The organism is Microbacterium trichothecenolyticum, assembly GCF_041938625.1.
GTDB classification, from domain to species: Bacteria; Actinomycetota; Actinomycetes; order Actinomycetales; family Microbacteriaceae; genus Microbacterium; species Microbacterium trichothecenolyticum_D.
Map to the genome: position 1 here is coordinate 1,646,036 of NZ_CP169427.1, position 22,403 is coordinate 1,668,438.

Consider the following 22,403-nt stretch of genomic DNA (forward strand, 5'->3'; position numbering starts at 1 on the left):
CGTGGGCACGAGCCGACGCACAACCCGATCCGCGGGCACGGGCGCCCATGGCAGGATCCAAGGGTGCCCCAGCCCGCGACGCCCCGCGCCGACACCGGTCTCGCCCGTCTGTCGCCGCGGCAGCGTGCCCTCGTCGGCGGCTGGCTCCCCGGCGCCCGGGTCGTGGCCGACCTCAGCTGGAACCAGGTGGAGACCGTCGTGCTGCACGTGCGTCACGACGAGCGCACGCTCATCGTCAAGGCGGCAGGCGACGCCGATCACCACCTCGGCCGCGAACTCGACGCCCACGAGGGCGGGTATGTCTCGCCCTGGGCAGGGTCTGGTAACGCTGCGAGACTGCAGTTCGCCGACCGCGACGCGCGCGTCCTGGTGCTCGACCTGCTGCCGGGCCGGCTGGCGTATCGCACGGCCTCCGGCATCGATCCCGGGGTGCACCGTCGCGCGGGCACGCTGCTGCGAGCCTTCCACAACCTGGCGGCACGACCGTCGCAGGGGACGGATGCTGCCGCCACTCGCCGTGCGATCGCCTGGCTCGACTCGACCCACGCGATCGCCCCGGACGTCGAGGGTCGGCTGCGGACGGCGCTCGCCGCGCTGCCGCCGGTGGAGGCGGACCGCGTGCCGACCCACGGCGACTGGCAGCCGCGCAACTGGCTGGTCGACGGCGACGAGGTGCGGGTCATCGACTTCGGCCGCTTCGCCTTCCGCCCCGCTGCGACGGACTTCGTGCGACTGGCCGCGCAGGAGTGGCGTCAGAACCCCGCGTGCGAGACGGCGTTCTTCGACGGCTACGGCGGCGATCCGCGGCATCCGTCCCACTGGATCCTGATGCGCGTGCGCGAGGCCATCGGCACCGCCTGCTGGGCGCACCAGGTGGGCGACACCGAGTTCGAGGCGCAGGGCCATCGCATGATCAGCGACGTGCTCGAGGAGTTCGAGGGCTGATCCCTCGCGATCGCCGAGCCAGGGGATTCGCCGCCAGATCGGGGTCGTGGGCACGTGTGTCGGCGAGGATCCCCGGTTTCAGCGCCGGGCCCTGACACGACCCGACCCGGAGGCGTGGCATGATCCGAGGGTGTCCCCGCCCGCCGCACCCGCCCCGCCGGAGGCGGCCGCACCGCTGTCGCGGCCCATCGTCGCGGGGATCGTGACGTCGCTGGTCGGCGTGACGAGCTCGTTCGCCGTGGTGCTGACGGGGCTCGACGCCGTCGGCGCCACTCGCGCCCAGGCGGCGAGCGGCCTCCTCGTGCTGTGTCTCACGATGGGGGCGTCGGCGATCCTCCTGGCGTGGCGGTACCGGATGCCGATCACGGTCGCGTGGTCCACGCCCGGTGCCGCCGTGCTCGCCGCCACAGGAGCGGTCGAGGGCGGCTGGCCGGCGGCGGTCGGCGCGTTCCTCGTGACCGCCGGCCTGATCCTGCTGACGGCGCTGTGGCCGCAGCTCGGCCGGCTCATCGCACGGATCCCGCCCTCCATCGCGCAGGCGATGCTCGCCGGCGTGCTGCTCCCGCTGTGCCTCGCCCCGATCACCGGGCTGGTGCTGAATCCGTGGGGCGTCGTCCCCGTGCTGCTCACGTGGCTGGTGTTCGTGCGGGTCGCCCCGCGGTGGGCGGTGCCGCTCGCGTTCGTCGCGGCATCGGTCGTGGTGGCGGTGGATGTCGCGGTGACGGGCGCGACGATCGACCCGGCCCTGCTCGTTCCCCGACTCGAGTTCACGGCGCCGACGCTCACCTTCGGCGCGGTCGTCGGGCTCGCGCTGCCGCTCTTCCTCGTGACGATGGCATCGCAGAACGTGCCCGGTATCGCGATCATGCGCAGTTTCGGCTATCAGGTGCCCTGGCGTCCGGCGATGCTCGTGACGGGCGTCGGCACCGCGCTCGGCGCGACGGCCGGCGGACACGCGATCAACCTCGCCGCGATCAGCGCCGCGCTCGCCGCGGCGCCCGACGCCGACCCCGATCCGAAACGTCGCTGGGTCGCCGGCGTCTCGACGGGTGCGAGCGGCATGGTGCTCGGGGGGCTGTCGGCCGCACTCGTCGCGCTGGTCGTGGTGGCGCCCGAGGCCGTCATACCGGCGGTCGCCGGCATCGCGCTGTTCGGAGCGTTCGGCTCAGCCGTGCAGCAGGCGATCGACGATCCGGGGGAGCGGCTGCCGGCCGTGGTGACCTTCCTCGTCGCAGCGTCGGGCGTGGCGATCGCGGGCGTGAGCGCCGCGTTCTGGGCGCTCGTGGCCGGGCTCGTCGTGCGAGAGGTCATGCATTTCGGGCGTCGCTCGCGCTGAGGCACGCGGCCGAGGATCCGTCAGCTCCGAACGCGGCGCACGGCGCGACGGCGGAGCGCGCCGTACGCGCCGAGGAGACGTGGCACGACGACATACACCGCGAGGGGAACGACGACTGCGGTGAGCACCAGCGCCCGGAGAACCGGGTGCCACGACTCCGACACCGGACCCAGCAGCAGCATCCCCACCGAGACCAGCGGGAAGATCGCGAGCCACGTCACGACCGCGCGCACATGCACCGACGGCGGCGCGACGACAGGCGGCGCGGGCATCGGCGCAGCCGCGGCGGTCTCGTCGACGGCGGTCGTGTCGGTCGCGATGTCAGTCATGGCACTCCTTGGTGGCGGCGAGGCGATGCAGAGGTGCAAGCCTTCCCGCGCGCCGGGTATTCCGCGGTCGAGTCAGTGCAGCGCGCCGCCCGGCACCGCCGTGTCGGTCGTGACGTCGAGGCTCGTCCGCACCGCGATCTCGAGGGCACGGGCGATGTCCGACAACGGCAGGGCGGCAGCATCCGTCGACGGCGCGTGCTCGGCAGACCAGGGAACGTGCACGAATCCGGCACGGGTTCCGGATGCTGCGGCCTCGAGCGCCGTGAAGAACACGTGGTTGCAGACGAAGGTGCCGGCCGAGTAAGAGATCTCGGCGGGGATGCCCGCGGCGGTGATGCGCCGCGCGATCTCTTTGACCGGGAGCGTCGCGAAATGAGCCGGCGCGGCACCGGGAACGCTCGGCGCGTCCACCGGCTGATCGCCGTCGTTGTCGGGGATCCGGGCGTCGACGAGGTTGACCGCCACGCGCTCGACACCGATCGCGGCGCGACCCCCGGCGAGACCGGCAGCGATCACGACATCGGGCCGATGCTCGGCCAGCAGTTCGCGCAGGCGATCCGCCGCCCCCGCGAACGTGACGGGCAGCACGGCGGTGATGAGCGCCTCCTGCCCTTCCCACCGCGAGGCCACGAGGGTGACGGCTGCTCCGGAGGGGTTGGCGGCATCGCCGCCGAACGGCTCGAACCCGGTGAGCAGCACAGTCGTCACAGAACCACGCTAGGCGGTCGGTTCGAGCACGACGGTGCCCGAGGCGATGTCGACCGTCTCGAGGCGCAGCCGCACCGTCGTCCCCGCGGCCGCGTCGAGTCCGGGGACCTTCGCGGTGACGGGGGGATCGGTCACCTGCACGCGCGCACCATCCCCTCGCAGGCCCAGCACCACGGCCTCGAACACGCTTCCCTCGTGCCCCGAGAGCAGCGCCGCTTCGACGCGATCGAGGGTGGCCGCATCCAGCCGGTTCGCGAGGCCGTCGCTGCGCGCCATGATCTTCGGCAGCGACGCGAGGCTGTGGCGCGCCCACGCGGGGACCTCCCGTCCGTTCGCGAGCGCTTCGCAGATCACCAGCGACCAGCGGTCGACGAGCCGCCGCAGCGGCGCGGTGGCGTGGGCGTACGGCCCGCCGATCGCCGCCTGCAGCGGGTCGGCGGGCGGGGTCCCGTCGAACGTCACGTATCCGGCGCCGCGGAACAGGCCGGCCGCCGCGTTGAGGATCGCCAGAGCCGCGGGCGAGTCGCGTTCGAGACCGCGCAGGTAGTCGCCGTACGGGACGTCGGCGGGCCACGGGATGCCGAGCGCCACCGTCTGTGCGCGGAACGCGGCGAGATCGTCGGCCTCGGCGGCAGGCATCGTGCGGAGGATCCCGACACGACCGCGCAGCATGATGTCGGCCGCGGTCATCCCGGTGAGGAGCGAGACCTGGGCGTTCCATTCCTCGATAGCGAGCGGAGCGTCGCGCTCCAGGCGGTAGCCGCCGTCCTCGGCGACGATGCGGGTCTCGGGCACGTTCAGGCTCGCGCCACCGCGCTCGGCTTCGCGCGCGAGCCGGAGCGGGCCGAACCATGAGAGCGCCTCGAGGCTCGGCGGCGCCGTGCCGACATCGATCGCGGCCTGCGCGTCGACGTAGCTCCACTGCTCGCGCGAGCGGATGACCGCACGGCGCAGCGTCGCCTGCACGAGCCGCGCCCCGTCGTCGAGCACGAACCGCCACACGAACGCCCGCCGGTCGCGCCCGGGCAGGAGAGACGCGGCGTCCTCACTGATGACGATGGGATGCAGCGGAATCCGGCCGTCGGCCGCGAACAGCGTCTGCCCGCGCAGCCGCGCCTCGGCGTCGACCGCGCCGCCCGGTGCGACGAATGCGGGCAGGTCGGCGATCGCGTAGTGCAGCACCGCCCCCGTCGGGGTGCGCTCGAGGTGGAGCGCCTGGTCGAGATCCGTGGAGCCCTCCGGATCGATCGTCAGGAATTCGATCTCGCGCAGATCGTCGAGCTCGGCGGCCGCAGGGTCGACAGACACGGTGATCGCCGCCTGCTGCGCCTCGGTCTCCACTTCGGCGGGGAGCTCCGCCGGAAGATCCAGTTCCCCGCGCAGCTGGGCGAACGATTCGACGAGCTCGTCGTGGGCGCGTGCGGGAGCGAGTCGAGGTCGGCGTGCGGGCACCCGATCAGTGTAGGCACCGGGTGTGAACCGTTCGGACGATCGCGGACACTACAAGATATGAGCGATGAGCAGGACGTCTCTCTCTGGGGGCGGGTGTGCGAGGGAGACGAGGCCGCGCTGGGAAGCCTGTTCGACCGGCATGAGGCGCGGCTGTTCCGCCACGCACGACGCCTGCTCACCAACCGCGAGGACGCGAAGGATGCTGTCACCATCGCGTTCTTCGAACTCTGGCGCAAGCGGGAGACGGTTCGCCTGGTGGACGGATCGCCGCTGCCCTGGCTATTGAACACCGTCTCGAATTCCGCACGGAACCTCGAGCGATCGAGCCGGCGTTATCGTACGCTCCTCGCCCGGACGCCCGTGGCGCAGGACGTCCCTTCACCGTCTGCCACGGACGAGACCGGCGTGCTGGCGGCGCTCCGGCGCCTGCCGGCGCGCGAGCAGAGCGTGGTCGTGCTGACCGTTCTCGAGGGATACCCGGATCGTGCGGCCGCGGAGACGCTCGGCATCCCGGTGGGGACCGTGAAGTCCCGGCTTGCGCGAGCCAAGGCGAAGCTGCGAGATGAGCTCGCAGCGATCGAAGGGGCGTGGACATGAACGAGGGACTCTCGCCTCGTGAGCACGACGAGATGCGCGATCTGGTGCTGGCCGGCACTCAGCGGGTGAAGCCCGTGGGTCGCCACCGCGTCCCGGTCGTCGCGGGGGCCATCGCGCTCGTGATGGTGGGGGCGGTGACAGGGGGCGCCCTCACGACTGCAGCGTTGCTGAGCTCGGACTCTACGCCGACTCCCGTGTCGACGCCGAGCGTGACAGCGTCGACACCCGAGCTGACGCCGACGCCCACATCGCCGTCGCCCGCGCCGACTCCCCAGGAACCCGAGCCCGCTCCGATCCCGGACGCGGTGCCCGCCTTCGGCGGAGACTGCAGCGCTACCCTCACCGACGAGGAGGTCGACGGGCTGCGCGGCGTCGGCATGATGCGATCGGACTACCGCTGGCGGACGGGTGCGAACGACGTCCTCGGCGGCATCGACTGCGTCTGGGTCTCGGAAGAGGCATATCTGGCCGCGACGGTGCACCTCTTCGCCTACCCGGAGTCCGTCGTGCCCTCGGCCGTGCGTGATGCGATTGCCCCCGGCTGTGTCGACTCGGGCAACGGCCCGGCCGTCGAGTGCGCGAGCTCCGGCACCGTGGACGGAACGTGGCTTCTGGTTCGCGCCTACGGCCCCACGGTCCAGGTCTCCGCGTCGGGAGTGGACGCGTTGTACGCGGCCGCGGCCGCCCGGATCGGTGAACACCCCCGCGCGACACCCGCGACGAGGACCGCCCAGTGGTGGTCGCAGCCGGACTGCCCCGCGCTGGCGGCGCAGATCGATCCCGGAGTGTACGGGTACGAGCGGGTGGCGCAGCTCGAGCCGACGACCTCGGACCCGGGAGCGCGGGCCGAGGCGATCGTGTCGCTGGCCGGGGCGGCGTTCTCGTGCGAGCTGCACTTCACATCGGGAAGCGGTGACACCTCCACCGGAGAAGTCGTGCGGGTCGACGTCGTCCCGGGCGGTGCTCTGACATTCCCGACCGCGGTCGCTGCGGAGGGCGCGGCCGCGGTGACCGTGAGTGGCGCACAGGCGGCGGTCATCGTTCCGGGTCTCGACCGGTATGAGGGCTCGGGCGAGGTCATCGTCGCGACCGACGGAGTGAACACGCTCATGGTCACGCCCGACATCGTCCGCGAGACCTCTGAAGCAGCACCGCTGGCTGAGGTAGTCTTCGCCGCGATGCATCCGTGACGCGGGGGCGCAGCATCCATTCGCACTGAACGTGTCCCTCGGGATCACCCGTCTGTGTCACGTCTTCCTCGGCACGCTCCGTGAAGACCCCGCTGACGCGGAGGTCACGAGTCAGCAGTTCACGGCGCTCGTGAGCGGATGACTGCTCTGCGCAGCGTCGTCTCGACGGCCCCGTCGTCGAGTACGAACCGCCAGACGAACGCTCGCCGGTCGCGCTCAGGCGGCAGGGACGCAGCGTCCTCGCTGCTCCCCGCGGAGCCGGGCGACCGATTCGACGAGCTCGTCGTGGATGCGACCTGGACTCACCGGGCGGCACTGGCGGTCATCACCGAGGGAGCCTCGTCGAGAGTGCGGATGAGGCGCGCGGGCACCCCTCCGTACACCGCGCCTGCGGCGAGGTCGCGGGTCACGACGGCGCCCGCGGCGACCACCACATCATCCCCGACGGTCACACCGGGGAGGACGGTGACATGCGCACCCAGCCACACCCGGTCGCCGATCGTCACGGGCGCGCTGCGGCGGCGATGGGTCACCCCGGCCGGCCCGACCTCATGGGAACTGGTGATGATCGTCGTGAACATCGCGATGTGGCAGTCCACGCCGATGCGGATCGGGGCCACGGCCTCGAAGTAGCACCACACGTTCACCGAGGTGCGCGCTCCGATGCGGATGTCCCGGCCGCCCGTGAAGGTGCAGCGGGACTGGAGCTTCGGGGTCTGCACGTCGAATCCCCGCATGCGCAGGATCGCATAGCGCAACGCCCGGGGGCACAGCGGCGAGCCGGCGACGCTGTTCGTGATGAACGACTTCCACCCCCACGACAGATCCTGCGCGACGCTCCGGGCCAGGTCCCGGACGGTCGCCCCCTCCGCCATGATGTTGTCGCCGGTCACGGAGTCACCTCTCCGGTCGAGCCGATCGGGGTGTCGCCGAGCTGATCCTCGGGGGTGAAGGACATCCAGTCGATCACCATCTCGTTGACCGCCGGTGTGGATGCGTCGGGGTCGCCCGGCCAGTTTCCGCCCACCGCGAGGCTGAACAGCGCGTGGGTCGGAGCATCGAACACCCAGCGACCGGGTATGGGCACGTCCCACTCCTCGACATCCATCACGATCTGGTCGTCGATCGCCATGATGATCCGGCCCTCGTGCTTCTCGACCGTGTAGACGTGGAAGTCGTCCGCGAGGGGTACCGGCAGGTCGTAGCCCTCGTCGAGTGACCACCTGTCCGCGATCCCGGTAGGGCCATGGAGGTGATGGGCACTGCGTCTCGTGGTGTTGGGCGTCTCGACGATGTCGACCTCTCCCGCAGCAGGCCAGCCGACCCGGTCGACGTTGTCGCCCAGCAGCCAGAAGGCGGGAAGAAGCCCCTGCCCCTCCGGCAGCTTGATGCGCGCCGAAAGTCGCCCATAGGTGAACGACCACTTGCCATGGGTGGTGATGCGGCCCGAGGTCGGCTGGCTGCCGTCCTCGGGCACGGTGGCGGTGATCACCAGGTTGCCGTCGCCGTCGAGAGCGACCGCGTCCTCGGTGTACTCCTGCAGCTCGTTGTTCCCCCAGCCGCCGCCTCCCGTCTGGATCCTCCACACATCGGGATTCGGCTTCCCCCCGGCGGAACCGTCGAAATCCTCGAACAGCACCGAGTCGTCTCCGTACCGAGCCCCGAGGAAGGAGAAGCCGGTGAACCACCAGACGCCGCCGAGCACCAGCACGACCGCGAGGGTCCCGGCAGCGATGCCGAGGGTCAGCCGGCGTCGTCGTCGTCGTCGCGTCTGCTCGGAAGAGGGGCTGCCGGGGTCGGTGAAAGGGGCGGTCGCGGTCACGGGAGCAGTCCCTTCGGATCGTGGCGGAGGAGGTCGCACGCGGCGCTGACCGCATCGCGCTCCCACAGCGAGCTGTCGAAGCTGACCGAGATATTGAGGCGACGGCGCAACACCGCGGTCAGCGCTGTGATGCCGTTGCGGCCCGCGGGGTCCACCGAAACCCGCACCACCGCGTCGTCCGAGGCCCAGGGAAGCGGCTCGAGGGCTCGGAGGAAGCCCATGTCGCTGAGGGTCGGGCTCGCCGCGGCGGGGACCTCGGTCGCTGCGCGGCGCCGCCACGCATGGGTGGCGAGGCCCGAGGTGAGCGCCGCGAGCGGACGGCCGACGTGAAGATCCCGATGGAAGCGCGCGCCCGCGACGTCGATGCCGTCCCGGACCGAGACCGGGTGGCCGACCACGAAGTTCGCGAGCGTCGATCGTCCGGAGGGCAGGTATCGGCGCAGGTCGACGAGGATGGCGCCCTCGTCCGTCACGGGGATGCCCGAGCGGCGCAGGGCCTCGTGGAGAGCGAACATCATCGCAAGGGTCGGAGGCACACGCCCTCTGCTCCAGTCGGCGACGGCGCGGAAGGTGGCGGCATCCATCGTCCCTGTCACGAGGTCCAGGCGGCCTCGCCGACCGGGCACCGTCGGCCCCGCGTACCCCGGCCGATCATCGGTCCATCGGTCCCGCAGCAGTGCGCCGAGGCGGCTCGCGTGACGCCCGTAGGTTGCAGACAGCGCGGCAGGGAGGGGGTTGCGGTCGTCCGCGCTCGCGAAGACGGCGGGCGTACCGCGTCCCGCGAGGGCGCCGGCGGTGAGCATCACGCTGAGGAAGCCGTCGCCGAGCCGGTGATCGATGCACAGCGACGCCCGATCCTCGCCGAGGAAGACCATGAAGGGGAGGTCGGGTGCCACGATCTCGCGCAGCCGCGGCAGGCCCGCGTCGCCGGTGCTTTCGACGGGCAGCGGCTGGACCATGCGCTCGGCCTGTGCATCGAGCCGGCTGGCGTCGTAGCGCCAGCGGCTGCCCTCGAATGTGCGACCTGCGCGCGCGGCGGCGCCCATCCCGATGAGGGCGCGCACGGCGCGCACCACGGTCGCCCGCTCGGGCACGATCAGCGGCGCGAGCTCGACGCTGATCCGCACGCCCTCCGAGAGCAGGTCCCTGCCGGCGATCCTTCCCGACGAGACCGCGCCGCGCTCCGGCTCGACGGCGTCGTGCCGGGGGGACGTCGTCGCTCTGGGCTCTCGTGCGATGACCACGGCTACACCATGTCCGTCGCTGCGGCCAGGTCGGGTGCGAACTCGAGCGGAAGGTCGAGGTCGTGGAACCAGGTCGCGGCATAGTTGGTGAGCTTGCCGTTGGCGTTGTCTATCGCGATGACTCGCCGGCCCATCTGCAGGGCGATGAGCATCGCATGCAGTCGATCGGTGATGATCGTCTCGCCGGGGGAGAGGAGCGCGACGCCGGTCGCGAGCCGCTTCGACGCGTCCGCGAACCAGCGGTCGGTCGACCGGTTCATCGTGCGTGTCACCGCGCCCTCGAACAAGGTGCGGCTCAACCGCTGGCGCAGTCGGTCGGCGAACGTCATCGCGGGCCAGTCGACCGCCGTCTCTATGCTGCCGGGCCCGGCGCTCTCATCGTCACGACGCAGCAGATGCACCACCGCGACGGAGGGCGCCGCCGACTCGAGTCGCCCCAGCATGTGCACGCTGTCGGGTGCGAGGATCACGTTCGGCACGAAGGCACTGACCGCGGAGAACGAGACCCGGTCCCGCACCGCCATGCGCAGAAGGCGCCGGGGAGCCATGCGCGACGCGAACGCGCGCCGATCGGCATCCGACTCGAAGTGCACAGACTGCGGCTCCTGGATCAGCTCGATCCGCGGATCGAGGCGCTCGGCGAGACGATAGCGGTGCTCGCTGTGCTGCGGGTACAGGCCGCCGAAGTTGCCGCCACCCTGTATGGCGACGGGCCACCGCGATTCATAGACCTTCGGCGAGATCGTGCGCCACGAGTACGCGGCTTCCAGGCGGATCCCCGCCTGGCGCCAGAACTCGGCCTGGCCGAGTGCGATCACGGAGTCGCCGATGTTCTCGTAGTCGGGGAAGTCGGTGAGCACGAGCCGGTCGATCCCGCGGTGCAGTGCGGACATCGCGATGTAGGAACGGCGCTGCATCCTGCCGATCGCGTCCTCGGCGTGCGGAATGCGCGAGTTCGTGTTCTCGATCGGCAGCGTCACGGGGAGTCCTCCACGGTACGGCCGCCGCGCAGGCGGCGGGTGAGGGTGGATCGCAGCGACGAACGGGTCGTCGCGTCGAGGGCGATGAAGTAATAGAGGGTGATCGCCGTGATCGCCCAGACGGCGCCGATGACGGGGATCAGGGGGAGCGGCGGGTCGAGCAGGCTCACCAGCACCAGCGCGGCGGCCACAGGTGCGACGGTTCCGAACGGCAGCAGCAGGCAGCGGATCGCGAAGTCCTTGACGGCGAGGTCGAGACGTCGCAGTGCGATCGCGATGTAGAAGGGCTCCAGCACGAGGATCGGGAGGGTGAGCCCCCACGCGATCCCGGTGAGCCCGGACGTCGCCCCGAGCACGACCGCCAGCGCCGTGCCCGTGACCGCCCAGACGGTGTGGAGGATCGCGTACCCGCGCACCGAACCCTGCGCGGTGAGAATGGGGACCGCAAGCAGGTGGTTGTTGTTCGCGAACATCGACAGCACGAGGATCTGCGCGACGACGGCCGCGCCCACGCCCGACGGGCCGAGCCAGACGCTCATGATCTCGGGCATGAAGACCACCACGGGCACGAGGACGACCGTCATCAGCATGTTGGCGTAGCTGGTGCCCCGGAGGTACATCTGTCCCATCGATGCGCCCGCCGCACCGCCTTCGCGCATCGAGGCGGTCGGCAGGATCGCGGTCGCGAGCGAATTCGTCACCTCCTTCACGAGGAGGTAGATGCGCTGGCCCGCGGCGTACAGGGCGGTGTAGGCGATCGGGAGCATGAGCGCGGTGAGGATGCCGCCCACTTGCATGATCACGACGCCAGCGAGGCCCAGGATCATGAGCTGCGCCGACATCGCGAACAGCTCGCGGAACACGCTCCACCGGAAGTCCCGCGGGCGGGCGGTGATCTGCGGCGCCCGTCTGCGTCGCAGGACGTACGTCGCTATGCCGAATGCGAGAATGCCGAGCACATCCACCGCCGCGACGGCGACGATCCCGATTCCCGCCCAGCACACCAGCACAGTGAGCGCGACACGGAAGACGGCGAGGCCGATGAGGAGGTAGTTGACGTCGTTGAGGCGCCCGATCCCGGTGAGGATCTGCCGGTTCGCGGAGAACGAGAGCAGGATGAAGACGTTGGCGACGCCGAGGGCCGCGAGGATCCAGGCGGTGTCGGTGAGTTCCGGGCTGAACTGCGTGCGGGGGATCGTGAGGGCGAACACCAGAACGGTGGCGCTGGAGAGGATGACCGCCGTCGCGAGGAAGAACACATTGCTCGCCGCGGCGACCCGGCGCATGCGGGCGAAATCGTTGGAGGGAGCCGCCACCCCGATGAACCGGGTGGTGGCTCCTCCGACGCCGAGATCCTGCTGGAACAGTGCGCCCACGGCCACGGTGAGCATGTAGAGGCCGTACGCCTCTGCGCCGAACGCGGTGAGAACCACCGGGAGCAGCGCCACATACGCGATCATCGACGCGAAGCGCGCTGCGTAGGTCGTGATGACCGCGCCCGTGATCCCCCCCGCGCCGGCGGCGAGGTCGGGCTGAGCGCGGGTCTTGCGCTGCGCCACGGCGTCGACCGGGGTACGCATCTCAGCCCTGCCCGGCGGAGTCGGCGCTGAGCGTGAGATCGAGGCGGTAGACGAGGGTCTCGTCCGACTCGTAGACCAGCTCCCAGCGGGGGTCGTCCTCGAGGAAGCCCTGGAACCGGTCGAGCGCTCCGTCGGGGAGGGTGCCGTAGTACGTGCTGTACGCGCGCATCTGCTCCGTGATGACCACCAGGGCCGGCCGCTGCTCCCACACCAGGCTGTCGGTGAGGCGCTCCACGCGGCGCGGGTCGGCGAATTCCTCGTCCTCCCAGCCGGGCCACGACGTCAGCCACATGTCGATGCCGCTGTCGAAGAGTTGGTTTGCGCGTACGAAGTCGACGTACTCCGCGACGATCCGGCCCGGTGCGCCGGGTGCGACGCCGATCGTGAGCGTGGAGGGATCCTCTTCTGTGAGCACCTGGGTGGTCAGCCGCACGGACTCGGGGGTGACGAGGTTGGCGAACCATCCGCCGTATGACGTCTGGATCGACCCCAGAGCCACGATCGTGAGGATGGCCGAGACGGCCACCTGTGCTGCGCGCCTGCCGCGAGCGAGCCCGCCGCCGAGCATCCGTGTGAGGACGGGAGCGAGGATGAGCATGCACCCGGGGATCGAATAGAGGAAGACGCGGAACATCGCCTCGCCGCCGTACCCCTGGCCGAGGAGGATCAATCCAGGAGAGAAGGCGACCACCGCCGGCACGGCGATGTCACGCCACCGGTCGCGACGGCGGATGAGGTGCACCGCGACGACCGCTGCGGTCGACACCCACACGAGCCCGGTGATTCCGCGAGCGATCCACGAGTTGAAGACCTGTCCGATGCTCGGGGCGCCCAGCACCTCGTTGCGCGCCGACGGCGTCAGGATGTTGCTGAGGAGGTCGAGGTTGATGAGGTCTCCGAACTTCACCACGACCTCGAAGTGCAGGAGCAGGTAGCCGACGGCGATCGCGGCGAACACCGCGACGAGGTAGCGAGGTCGCACGCGTCCCAGCAGCGTGAGCATCAGGGTCGCCGCCAGAAGCCAGTACGGCGTGAGCTGATGCGTCACGACGATCGCGGTGAAGATCGGCACCGCCACCCACGAGGCCGCCCTGGTGCGGGTCGACGCCAGCACCAGAGCGATCACGACGATCCCGAGGGCGAAGGCGATGGCCTGAGGTGAGAGGTAGTCCTGCCCGACCCAGTTCACGAGTTGCGCCCCGAAGGCGGCGACCAGCGCGGTCGGGGCGGCATACCCGTAGGTGCGGGCGAGGAAGAACACCGCCGCCGTGAACGCGAGCTGCGCACCGACCGCGAACCATTGCGCGATGACGATCGTGTCCGACCCGGTGATCGTGTTGATCCATGCGATGAGCGAGAACGCCCCCGGCCAGTTGTGGTAGATGTCGGCGGTCACGTCGACACTGCCGTAGCGCTGGATGTAGTCGATCGGACCGAAGTGCTTGTACGTCCACGAGTAGAGCGGCGCATCGGTCGACACCGCCGTGGGAAGCCGCATCATGAGGACGGTCGCGACGAGAGCGACTCCGGCCGTGCGGGTGGCCCCGGACGCGATGGCGACGCAGAACGCGATGGTCGCGAGCGCGATCGACGCAGGGAAGAGCGGACTGGCGGCCGGGATCAGCCCGAACAGGTTCCACGGCGCGTCGTGGAGGGTGGGGATGGCGAGCGCCCAGGCGACGACGGCCACGAGGAGCACGATCGCCGCGTACTTCCCGGCACGACGGGCCGCCGACCGGTCGGTCGCTGCAGGGGAGGTCACCCGCGGCTCGGTGACTGTCATGCGCCCCTCCTCGTGACGAACGTCGCCAGCGCGCCGCCGCACGTCGCGGCAGCGGCCGCGAGCAGCCACGCCGCGGGTGCCCACCATTGGAGGTTGACGGTCGCGGTCGTGAGGAGGATCACCGCCGACAGGCCGAGGGCGGGTACGACGATCGGCGCGAAATGCGGGGGAAGAGGCACCCAGGCCCGCACGAGAGAGCCGGGACCGATCAGTATGAAGATCGCCAGGAAGGCGAATGACACGCCTGCGGCAGTGGGAAGCAGCGCGAGCAGCCCGAAGAGGCCGCCCAGCGCGGCCAGCACCGACCACAGTCGTCGATCGAGGGCGACGTCGCGCGAGGGCGGCCCGGCGAACGTGCCGGCGTCGCGCTGCGCACGTCGCTCGGCGAAGTAGGCCGCGGGGCCGCCGATGACGCTGGCCAGCTCGACCCGCCCGATTCCCTTGGACTCCCGTGACAGAGTGGCGGTCACCGTGGTCTCGTCGACCGATGCCATCGGCTTGTTGACCAGACGCGCAAGAGCTCGCGGCGATCTGGCGATGGCTGCGCCGACGGTGCGGGGGTCCAGTGCGACGGTCACGGCCCACGCTCCGAATCCGCGGCCATAGCCGACGGCTTGCGCCTCCAGCGCCGCCAGGTCGTCTCGGTGCCGGTGCCAGACGACGGCAGCTGGGTTGACCACGATCGCCTGCCCGTCGTAGAGCACGCGGAGGAACATGTCGAGGTCTTCGCCGCCCTTCGTGCGGGTGCCGGCGCCCAGGGCGGTGTCGAAGCCGCCGAGGGCGAGCATGTGGTCACGGCGTACCGCGAAGTTCGCACCCGTCCCGAACTCGCCGACGCAGAACGGGAACATCGGCAGATCGTCCGGCGGATCGCTCAACCGGAACGTGCGTGCAGCGGTGAGCTTCGACCAGCTCACGCGTGCGTCGAACCACGCCTGGACGGCATTGCGCAGCTCGCCACTGGGCACGATCCCGGTCACGCACCCCACATCGTCGGCCTGCGCGAATCCCGCCGCGATCGCCCAGAGCCACTGCGGATCGACGATCACGTCGTCATCGGTATACGCGACGATGGCCGAGGACGCCGCCTCGAGCCCGGCGTTGCGAGCGTGCGACAGCCCCGCCCTCTCCTCTCGCACGTAGCGGAACTCGGGGAACTCTTCGGCCAGCAGATCGCGGGTCATATCGTCAGAGGGCGCGTTGTCGACCACGACGATCTCCATGAGCGGATAGTCGATCCCGCGGATGGCGCCGAGCGACTCCCGCAGGAGGGCGCCTCGATCTCGCGTGCAGACCACGACGGTGATCGGCCCCGGTGCCGTACGTGCCGCGGGCGGGGTGGCGGGGAGGCGATCGACAGCGTTCACTACGGAGGCGGCATCTGCTTCGCCGTCCACGACGGGGACCGCGATGTATCCGCGGACCGAGCCGTGATCGCGCACCAGGAGTCTGGCGCGGTCGAACTGGTCGCCTGATTCGAGCACGAGGCGCTGGGGTGCGCCGGCGAGGTCGGATGCCTCGACGAGACCCACCCACGTCGCGACGTTTCTGTCGACCATCCCGTGCAGCGGCATGGCCAGGGGGAGCGTCAGAGTGGTCATGCGGGTGCACCTTTCGAGGGGAGGGGCGCGGCGCGGTGGGGGTGTGCGTGGCGGAGGCCGACGATGCCGATGACCGTCAGCACGAGCGCCGCGCACACGACGGCTGTCGACGCGCCCAGCGCCCCCCAGCGGGGGACGAGGAGGAGGACGAATGCGAGCAGCGTCAGCAACCAGACCGCGTTGCCGACGAGCACCGGTCGCACGCGGTGCCGCGCACGAGACAGTGCCGACCAGATGTCGTAGCCGGGGCGGATCGCGCTCGCGGCGGCGAGGATCCCGACGACCGCCATTCCGTAGAGGGGCGGATACCCCCGACCGAGGAGAAGGAACATGAGCGGAGTGGCGATCGCTGCCGTCGCGCCGAGGGCACCCACCGCGATCGACACCTTCAGCGCATAGCCGTGAGCGAGTTCGGCGGTGTGCGCGAATGCGCCGACCGCGCTGCGGGCGAGCGCGGTGGCCACGGCCACGCCTACGAGGTCGAGGGCGACGCTGAACTGGAACGCGATGGCGAAGATCGCTCCTTCGACGGGTGAGGCCAGCGTGGTCACGAGGAACGAGAGCGACAGGCCGGCGCACATCACGATGCCGACGGCGATGGCGTTCTCGAACGCGAACCGCCGGAAGGCGCGTGCGAGATCGCCGTCCCACCGCCGCACGGACCCGGACAGTCCATTGTCACGACGGAGCGCTCGTGGAATGAGCACGGTGAGACTCACGGTCGTCATCGCGATCGCGGGCAGGATCGTGGCGAGCACCAGGATGAGGGGCGTCGCATGCGCGGCGAAGGCGAGCAGTGCGAGGAGGCCCAGCTTGAGGAGGTTGGCCGACCCGTTGACGATGAGCGTCGCGCGCGCGTCAGAGGCACCGGCGAGCGCCTGCGCCTGCACGTTGAACAGCGCCCACGCGACAGAGCACGTCGCGACCACGCAGACAGTGGCGACCGGCGGCAGCGCCGACGGAAGGAGACCCGCGACGACCGCGCCCGCGACGACTCCGGACACCAGCGACAACACAGCGGTGGTGGTGAGCGCCCGTCGGAGGGTCTCGCGGGCGGCAGGACCGCCGAGGGGGAGCATCACCACCAGTGCGCTGCCGGGTCCGTTGGACGCCAATGCCGCGGCGGCCATCACTGCGGCGAGCACAGATGCCTCGATGCCGAGCTGGGCCTGAGGGATCCACACCGCCGCGAGCAGCCAGAACACGAAGCCCGAGCCCGCCGTCGCGGCGTACCCCGACGCGAGCCACAGCGAGTCGCGCGAGACGCGGGCGCGGACGTTCGTGGCAGGCGCAGCCTCGTCTGCGCGGGCGGGGCTGCTCATACGTGTGCCCCGTCGGTGATCGGCGACCGTGCCGCGCCGGGGCGCACCGCGGCGAGGCTGCCCCACACGTATCCGGACCCGGCGAGTGCGAGTGACAGGGCGATCGCGAACGCGGGCACCAGACCGGCACGACCGCGCCGCAGTTCTCGCCACACACCGGCGGGAAGGACCCGCGTCGCGTACGCCGACTCCGCGGCGAGCGCGTCCTGGCGGCCCACCGTGCGTGCGATCCCTGCCTTCGACAGTCCTTCGCACCAGCTGCGGTGCGCGACATAGCCGAGCCGCACGCGGTCTGCGCTCACGTGGTGACGCACGTTCGCCGTCGGCGCGTAGACGATGGTACGCGTGGGGTCGGCCTGGCGCAGGAGGATGCACGCCTCCGTCTCCTCGCATCCGATCGGCAGGGCGCCGATGCGGCCCGTGTCGGGATTGAAGCCGCCGATGGCGAGCAGCGGCTCGCGGCGGAACGCCATCGAGCAGCCCATCACGTTGCGAATGGGCCCCGCCGCGGGAAGACCGCGGTAGCTGCATCCGACGATCCACAGCAGTTCCTCCGGCAGCACGGCCGGTGCCGCCCCGGGCCAGATGGGGCTGGCGCTGCCGCCCACCGCGACAACGCTCGCATCGGCGAAAGGGGCCACGAGCGCATCGAGCCACCCCGGTTGCGCGGCGGCGTCGTCGTCGAGGAACGCGACGACCTCGCCAGTAGCCGCCCGAAGGGCGGTGTTGCGCCCACCGGAGAGTCCGCGGCGAGCGGTGTTGGGCAGGACGATGAACTCCGGCCAGCGCGAGCGGGCTCGCTCCAGCAGCTCATCGTTGTGGTCGACGACGAGGATCGTCTCGTGTGACGGGGTCTGCGCGGACAGCGAGTCCATCGCGAGCACGAGTTGGTCCCAGCGGTCGATCGTGTAGGCGCAGACGACGACGCTGACAGACATGGCTAGCCGGCCGTGTTGACGGATTCCTCGAGCACCGGGGCGGGGGGCGCGGAGCGGTGCGCGCTCGCGGGCGTCGCTTCGCGCACGGAGGTCGAGAACACGGGCGTGGTCGCGCGACGGCGTGTGCGTCCCCAGCGGTTGACGCGCTCGTCGAGCACCGTGCGCAGCACGCGAAGGCCGTCGCTCACGGCGTTGAGGTTGCTTTCGCCGTGGATGCGCAGGAGCTCCACGCTCGGTACCTCGACGACGGTGAGCCGGTTCTCGGCGAAGCGGCAGTTGAGCAGCGTCTCGATCTCGAACCCGTCGCCCCACAGCATCTCGCCCTCGGCGCCGGCGATGTCGGGCGCCGGCAGGTCGAGCGCGGGCACGATGCGGCGCCAGAACGCGTTGTAGCCGTAGCAGAGGTCGGAGTACGTGGTCCCCAGGAGGACGTTCGTCAGGAGGTTGAGGAACTTGTTGCCCAGCTGCCGGTGGAACGTGATGTCCTCGCTGCCGCCGCCCGCCATGAAGCGGCTTCCCTTGGCGACGTCCGCACCGCCGACCAGCGCGTCGACGAAGCGGGGGATCTCGTCGGCATCGGCCGAGCCGTCGGCGTCGAACATCACGATGATGTCGCCGGTCGCCCGCTCGAATCCGCAGACCAGAGCGTTGCCCTTGCCTTTGCGAGTCTGGGTGATGACGTCGACCGAGGGTCGCACGCGCCGTGCGACCTCCGCGGAGCCGTCGACGGAATGTCCGTCGACGACGATGATCTCGTGCACGTCGGGGAGGAGGGGGAGGACGATCTCGAGGTTCTTGGCCTCGTTCCGGACCGGAACGATGATCGAGACGCGGGGGGAGGAGAGGTTCGGATCGTTGGACATGTGACGCCCTTCCATGGGGAACGGTGGAGCGGTGATTGTCTGTCCGACGCGAACGGGCTGGTCGCACCCGTCGCATCGATGCGGTCCAGCACACCCCGTGTGACGGGATCCGCTCGTGGGGAAGCGGGTCCGGTGGGGCTCGGTTTGCCGATTTCGTTCTTCTTCGAGCGTGACCGGGTGGTGTTTCAGTCGCGTGAACGCGACACCAGATTCGGGTTAACGGCGGCGATTTCGTGTCCCCTCTTCGGGGGACATTTCGCAGGTGATGCAATAAAATGTCCTCCATTAGGTGGACAACAGCGGGCGCCCGGCACCATGGAGCGTCATCTCAGGATCGGGGTCCAGAATGGGTGACGATCGCACCACCCCCGAGGGCCGATCGCCTCGGGTCACTTCAATCTGGGGGCAAGGACACGTGGGAATCTCGAAGAAGACGGTTCCGCAGGCGAATGACATGTGCGAGTGCGGGCACGCATTCGAAGCGCACGAGCACTACCGCAAGGGCACCGAGTGCTCGATCTGCGATGTGAGGGCGTGCTCCGCCTTCTCGGCGGTGGCGGTCGCGGAGTACTCGAACGCCCAGTGACGGCCGCCGGCAGCCGATGGCCGTGCAGACGCCGTCGCGCCCGATCGTGGGCATACGCCGGCGACCATGCGAGCGTCGTCCGAAACGTGCCGGCATGCGCTCGCTCTAGACTTGACCCTCGTGGTCACCCGTCTGTCGCACTTCTTCCTCCGCACGCTCCGTGAAGACCCCGCCGACGCCGAGGTCACGAGCCACAAGCTGCTCGTGCGCGCCGGCTACATCCGGCGCCAGGCGCCGGGCATCTTCGCGTGGCTGCCGCTGGGCCTGCGCGTCAAGGCGAAGCTCGAGCAGGTCATCCGCGACGAGATGACGAACGCGGGCGCCTATGAGGTGCACTTCCCGGCGCTGCTGCCCCGCGAGCCCTACGAGGTCACGGGCCGCTGGGAGGAGTATGGCGACGGCATCTTCCGCCTGAAGGACCGCAAGGACGCCGACTATCTGCTCGCTCCCACGCACGAAGAGGTCTTCACGCTGCTCGTGAAGGACCTGTACTCGTCGTACAAGGACCTTCCTCTGACGATCTACCAGATCCAGGACAAGTACCGCGACGAGGCCCGTCCTCGAGCGGGTCTGCTGCGCGGACGCGAGTTCACCATGAAGGACGCCTACTCCTTCGACTCGTCCGACGCGGGGCTCGACGCGAGCTACATGCTGCAGCGCGACGCGTACGAGCGCATCTTCCAGCGGCTGGGTCTCGAATACGTGATCGTGCAGGCGGATGCCGGGGCCATGGGTGGTTCGCGATCGGAAGAGTTCCTGCATCCCACGGCCGTCGGCGAAGACACCTTCGTGCGCTCGGCGGGAGGATACGCCGCCAACGTCGAGGCGTTCACGACCATCGCCCCCGAGCCGATCGCGCTCGACGGGCTCGGTGCTCCCGTGATCTTCGACTCGCCGAACACGCCGACGATCCAGACGCTCGTCGATCACTCGAACGCGCACCTCGAGGCTCCCGCTTCCGGCATCGCCGGCCCCGCGACGGACGCGGTGACGGAGTGGACCGCCGCCCACACGCTGAAGAACGTCGTGCTGGCGCTGACGCATCTCGACGGCACGCGCGAGCTCGTCATCGTCGGCGTGCCCGGCGACCGCGACGTCGACGACAAGCGCGTCGAGGTGGCCTTCGCCCCGGCGTCGGTCGAGCCCGCCACCGAGCAGGATTTCGAGAAGCAGCCGTTGCTGGTCAAGGGGTACATCGGGCCGTGGTCCGAGACCGGCCCTGTGCTCGGCGAGGAGTCGGCCACCGGGATCCGGTACCTGCTCGACCCCCGCGTCGTCGACGGCACCGCATGGGTCACCGGCGCCAACATCGACCAGAAGCACGTGCACACGCTCGTCGCGGGCCGCGACTTCACCGGCGACGGATTCGTCGAGGTGGCGAGCGTGCGCGCGGGCGACCCGGCGCCCGACGGTTCGGGTCCGGTCGAGCTCGCGCGCGGCATGGAGATCGGGCATGTCTTCCAGCTCGGCCGCAAGTACGCCGACGCGCTGGGTCTCAAGGTGCTCGACGAGAACGGCAAGCTCGTCACCGTCACGATGGGCTCGTACGGCATCGGCGTGACGCGCATCCTCGCGATCATCGCCGAGCTCAACAACGACGACAAGGGGCTCATCTGGCCCGCCTCCGTCGCCCCGTTCGACGTGCATGTGGTCGCCGCGGGCCGCGAGCCCGTCATGTTCGACGTGGCGGCGCAGCTGTCGGCAGACCTCGAGGCGGTCGGTCTCGACGTGCTCTACGACGACCGTCCCAAGGTCTCGCCCGGCGTGAAGTTCGGCGACGCCGAGCTCATCGGCGTGCCGAAGATCGTCATCGTGGGCCGCGGCGCCGCCGACGGTCAGGTCGAGCTCTGGGACCGCCGCACCGGCGACCGCGAGGTCGTCTCGGTGGCGGAGGCCGTCGCCCACCTCAGCGCGCGCTGAACCGAGCGCGGGCCCGTAGGCCCCGCCGACACGACCGGATCGTTCACGCGTCGTCCACCGAACGGCGGTTCCGCGTGGCACTCTGGGCGTCATGGGACCCAGCGACACCGGAACCATCCCGCATCCCGTGACTGAGGAGCTGCGCGCGACGATCGCCGCGGCGGGCATCACGGAGAGCACCGATCTCGTGGCGCGCATCCTCGCGACCGGCATCGGACTGGGGATCGACGACACCGAGCGACTCGACCTCAAGATCACGTCCGCGGCGCTCAGCGAGATGCGCGCAGCCTTCCGCCTGTTCGCGCCGTACCGGGGGATCCCCAAGGTCACGATCTTCGGATCGGCGCGCACTCTGCCGGACGACGCGCTGTACCGGCAGGCGTCCGAGGCGGCGACGGCGCTCGCCGAGCGCGGCTGGATGGTGGTGACCGGTGCCGGACCGGGCATCATGCAGGCCGCCGCGGAGGGCGCGGGGCCGCACAACTCGCTCGGCGTCTCGATCCGCCTCCCGTTCGAGGAGAAGCCGAATGCGATCGTCGGCGCGAACGCGCGCAACGTGGCGATGAAGTACTTCTTCACGCGCAAGCTCATGCTCGTGAAGGAGTCGAGCGGATTCATCTGCGTACCGGGCGGCTTCGGCACGCTGGACGAGATGTTCGAGCTGCTGACGCTGCAGCAGACCGGCAAAGCGGATCCGACGCCGATCGTCCTGCTCGATGCGCCCGGCGGGACGTTCTGGTCGGGACTGCGCCGCTTCGTCGACGAGCACCTGCTGCCGTCCGGCGTGATCTCCTCGGGCGACTTCGATCGGGTGCTCGTCACCGACTCGGTGACCGCAGCGGTCGACGAGCTCACCGGGTTCTACCGCAACTACGACTCGTTGCGGTGGGTCGGCAAGCGACTCGTGCTGCGGCTGAAGGCGGAGCCGACGGATGCTGAGCTCCAGGCGCTCAACGCCGCGTTCGGCCACCTCGTCACCGAGGGCGAGATCGAGCGGCGCGGACCGCTCACCGTCGAGGTGGAGGACGACGACAAGCTCCACTTGCCGCGATTGGTACTGCGGCTGAATCAGTTCCGGGTGGGGGAGCTCTACCGCTTGATCCGGGCGATCAACTCGCTCGAATCTGCGCCGGCCGCCTGACGCCTTCGGCCGCCGGCGGGCGGCGGGCGGCGGCATCCGTCTCGATGAGGCCGTTCTCATGTTCTC

The 22,403-nt window shown here is 70.3% G+C and carries 20 protein-coding genes; 7 read left to right on the plus strand and 13 right to left on the minus strand.

Translation table 11 applies throughout. The annotated features are described in order from the left end of the window. Positions 1 to 63: 63 nt before the first annotated feature. Both ACEYYH_RS07380 and ACEYYH_RS07385 read left to right on the plus strand, forming a co-directional pair. On the plus strand, positions 64 to 945 hold the full coding sequence (locus ACEYYH_RS07380; protein WP_374977579.1) for a phosphotransferase family protein: 882 nt from the start codon (positions 64 to 66) through the stop codon (positions 943 to 945). 130 nt (positions 946 to 1,075) lie between these two features. Further along, on the plus strand, positions 1,076 to 2,281 hold the full coding sequence (locus ACEYYH_RS07385; protein WP_374977580.1) for a benzoate/H(+) symporter BenE family transporter: 1,206 nt from the start codon (positions 1,076 to 1,078) through the stop codon (positions 2,279 to 2,281). A gap of 20 nt (positions 2,282 to 2,301) precedes the next feature. Here ACEYYH_RS07385 and ACEYYH_RS07390 read toward each other — a convergent pair whose 3' ends face one another. The 3 genes from ACEYYH_RS07390 to ACEYYH_RS07400 form a co-directional block, all read right to left on the minus strand. After that, on the minus strand, positions 2,302 to 2,610 hold the full coding sequence (locus tag ACEYYH_RS07390; protein ID WP_374977581.1) for a hypothetical protein: 309 nt from the start codon (positions 2,608 to 2,610) through the stop codon (positions 2,302 to 2,304). 72 nt (positions 2,611 to 2,682) lie between these two features. Beyond that, the gene (gene pcp / locus ACEYYH_RS07395; RefSeq protein ID WP_374977582.1) at positions 2,683 to 3,318 is read right to left on the minus strand and encodes a pyroglutamyl-peptidase I; all 636 of its coding nucleotides are present in this window, start codon (positions 3,316 to 3,318) and stop codon (positions 2,683 to 2,685) included. A gap of 9 nt (positions 3,319 to 3,327) precedes the next feature. After that, a complete protein-coding gene (locus ACEYYH_RS07400; protein ID WP_374977583.1) occupies positions 3,328 to 4,770 on the minus strand; it encodes an RNB domain-containing ribonuclease in 1,443 nt (480 codons plus the stop codon). Between the two features lie 57 nt (positions 4,771 to 4,827). Between ACEYYH_RS07400 and ACEYYH_RS07405 the strand changes: the two genes are divergently transcribed. Together ACEYYH_RS07405 and ACEYYH_RS07410 are read left to right on the plus strand one after the other, a co-directional pair. Continuing rightward, positions 4,828 to 5,367: an RNA polymerase sigma factor gene (locus ACEYYH_RS07405; protein ID WP_374977584.1), complete on the plus strand. Its 540-nt coding sequence runs from the start codon at positions 4,828 to 4,830 to the stop codon at positions 5,365 to 5,367. Then, positions 5,364 to 6,557, plus strand: a complete 1,194-nt coding sequence (locus ACEYYH_RS07410) for a hypothetical protein (protein ID WP_374977585.1) — start codon at positions 5,364 to 5,366, stop codon at positions 6,555 to 6,557. The genes ACEYYH_RS07405 and ACEYYH_RS07410 overlap by 4 nt, the downstream gene beginning before the upstream one ends. A 302-nt stretch (positions 6,558 to 6,859) precedes the next feature. Here the strand turns inward: ACEYYH_RS07410 and ACEYYH_RS07415 are convergent, their stop codons facing one another. The 10 genes from ACEYYH_RS07415 to ACEYYH_RS07460 are packed head-to-tail and all read right to left on the minus strand — an operon-like array spanning position 6,860 to position 18,690. Beyond that, entirely contained in the window at positions 6,860 to 7,450 is a 591-nt protein-coding gene (locus ACEYYH_RS07415; protein WP_374977586.1) for an acyltransferase, read from the minus strand. Next, positions 7,447 to 8,379, minus strand: a complete 933-nt coding sequence (locus ACEYYH_RS07420) for a family 16 glycosylhydrolase (protein ID WP_374977587.1) — start codon at positions 8,377 to 8,379, stop codon at positions 7,447 to 7,449. Before ACEYYH_RS07420 ends, ACEYYH_RS07415 begins: the two co-directional genes overlap by 4 nt. Continuing rightward, the gene (locus ACEYYH_RS07425; RefSeq protein ID WP_374977588.1) at positions 8,376 to 9,623 is read right to left on the minus strand and encodes a hypothetical protein; all 1,248 of its coding nucleotides are present in this window, start codon (positions 9,621 to 9,623) and stop codon (positions 8,376 to 8,378) included. Before ACEYYH_RS07425 ends, ACEYYH_RS07420 begins: the two co-directional genes overlap by 4 nt. A gap of 2 nt (positions 9,624 to 9,625) precedes the next feature. Further along, on the minus strand, positions 9,626 to 10,603 hold the full coding sequence (locus ACEYYH_RS07430; RefSeq protein ID WP_374977589.1) for a polysaccharide pyruvyl transferase family protein: 978 nt from the start codon (positions 10,601 to 10,603) through the stop codon (positions 9,626 to 9,628). After that, the gene (locus ACEYYH_RS07435) at positions 10,600 to 12,183 is read right to left on the minus strand and encodes an oligosaccharide flippase family protein (protein ID WP_374977590.1); all 1,584 of its coding nucleotides are present in this window, start codon (positions 12,181 to 12,183) and stop codon (positions 10,600 to 10,602) included. Before ACEYYH_RS07435 ends, ACEYYH_RS07430 begins: the two co-directional genes overlap by 4 nt. Position 12,184: 1 nt before the next feature. Further along, positions 12,185 to 13,966 (minus strand): hypothetical protein, encoded by a 1,782-nt coding sequence (locus ACEYYH_RS07440; protein WP_374977591.1) that lies wholly within the window; start codon positions 13,964 to 13,966, stop codon positions 12,185 to 12,187. Next, positions 13,963 to 15,567, minus strand: a complete 1,605-nt coding sequence (locus ACEYYH_RS07445) for a glycosyltransferase family 2 protein (protein ID WP_374977592.1) — start codon at positions 15,565 to 15,567, stop codon at positions 13,963 to 13,965. Before ACEYYH_RS07445 ends, ACEYYH_RS07440 begins: the two co-directional genes overlap by 4 nt. Next, complete coding sequence (locus ACEYYH_RS07450) at positions 15,564 to 16,889, minus strand: lipopolysaccharide biosynthesis protein (RefSeq protein WP_374977593.1); 1,326 nt, start codon at positions 16,887 to 16,889, stop codon at positions 15,564 to 15,566. Before ACEYYH_RS07450 ends, ACEYYH_RS07445 begins: the two co-directional genes overlap by 4 nt. Continuing rightward, positions 16,886 to 17,827 carry a glycosyltransferase family 2 protein gene (locus tag ACEYYH_RS07455; RefSeq protein WP_374977594.1) on the minus strand — a complete coding sequence of 314 codons (942 nt, stop codon included), beginning with the start codon at positions 17,825 to 17,827 and terminating at the stop codon, positions 16,886 to 16,888. Before ACEYYH_RS07455 ends, ACEYYH_RS07450 begins: the two co-directional genes overlap by 4 nt. 2 nt (positions 17,828 to 17,829) lie before the next feature. After that, complete coding sequence (locus tag ACEYYH_RS07460; protein WP_374977595.1) at positions 17,830 to 18,690, minus strand: glycosyltransferase family 2 protein; 861 nt, start codon at positions 18,688 to 18,690, stop codon at positions 17,830 to 17,832. 415 nt (positions 18,691 to 19,105) lie between these two features. On the opposite strand from ACEYYH_RS07460, the gene ACEYYH_RS07465 reads away from it, so the two are divergent. From ACEYYH_RS07465 to ACEYYH_RS07475, 3 genes are all read left to right on the plus strand, one after another. Beyond that, positions 19,106 to 19,276: a hypothetical protein gene (locus tag ACEYYH_RS07465; RefSeq protein ID WP_374977596.1), complete on the plus strand. Its 171-nt coding sequence runs from the start codon at positions 19,106 to 19,108 to the stop codon at positions 19,274 to 19,276. A gap of 120 nt (positions 19,277 to 19,396) precedes the next feature. Further along, positions 19,397 to 21,196, plus strand: coding sequence for a proline--tRNA ligase (locus ACEYYH_RS07470; RefSeq protein WP_374977597.1), 1,800 nt, complete (start codon positions 19,397 to 19,399; stop codon positions 21,194 to 21,196). Positions 21,197 to 21,287: 91 nt separating this feature from the next. Then, positions 21,288 to 22,337 carry a TIGR00730 family Rossman fold protein gene (locus ACEYYH_RS07475; RefSeq protein WP_374977598.1) on the plus strand — a complete coding sequence of 350 codons (1,050 nt, stop codon included), beginning with the start codon at positions 21,288 to 21,290 and terminating at the stop codon, positions 22,335 to 22,337. The last annotated feature ends 66 nt before the right edge of the window (positions 22,338 to 22,403 follow it).

Coding starts and splice junctions, on each gene's coding strand:
- ACEYYH_RS07440 (WP_374977591.1), bottom strand. CDS start 13,966: ATGACAGTCACCGAGCCGCGGGTGACCTCCCCTGCAGCGACCGACCGG.
- ACEYYH_RS07455 (WP_374977594.1), bottom strand. CDS start 17,827: ATGTCTGTCAGCGTCGTCGTCTGCGCCTACACGATCGACCGCTGGGAC.
- ACEYYH_RS07390 (WP_374977581.1), bottom strand. CDS start 2,610: ATGACTGACATCGCGACCGACACGACCGCCGTCGACGAGACCGCCGCG.
- ACEYYH_RS07445 (WP_374977592.1), bottom strand. CDS start 15,567: ATGACCACTCTGACGCTCCCCCTGGCCATGCCGCTGCACGGGATGGTC.
- ACEYYH_RS07450 (WP_374977593.1), bottom strand. CDS start 16,889: ATGAGCAGCCCCGCCCGCGCAGACGAGGCTGCGCCTGCCACGAACGTC.
- ACEYYH_RS07405 (WP_374977584.1), top strand. CDS start 4,828: ATGAGCGATGAGCAGGACGTCTCTCTCTGGGGGCGGGTGTGCGAGGGA.
- ACEYYH_RS07460 (WP_374977595.1), bottom strand. CDS start 18,690: ATGTCCAACGATCCGAACCTCTCCTCCCCCCGCGTCTCGATCATCGTT.
- ACEYYH_RS07435 (WP_374977590.1), bottom strand. CDS start 12,183: ATGCGTACCCCGGTCGACGCCGTGGCGCAGCGCAAGACCCGCGCTCAG.
- ACEYYH_RS07475 (WP_374977598.1), top strand. CDS start 21,288: ATGGGACCCAGCGACACCGGAACCATCCCGCATCCCGTGACTGAGGAG.
- ACEYYH_RS07410 (WP_374977585.1), top strand. CDS start 5,364: ATGAACGAGGGACTCTCGCCTCGTGAGCACGACGAGATGCGCGATCTG.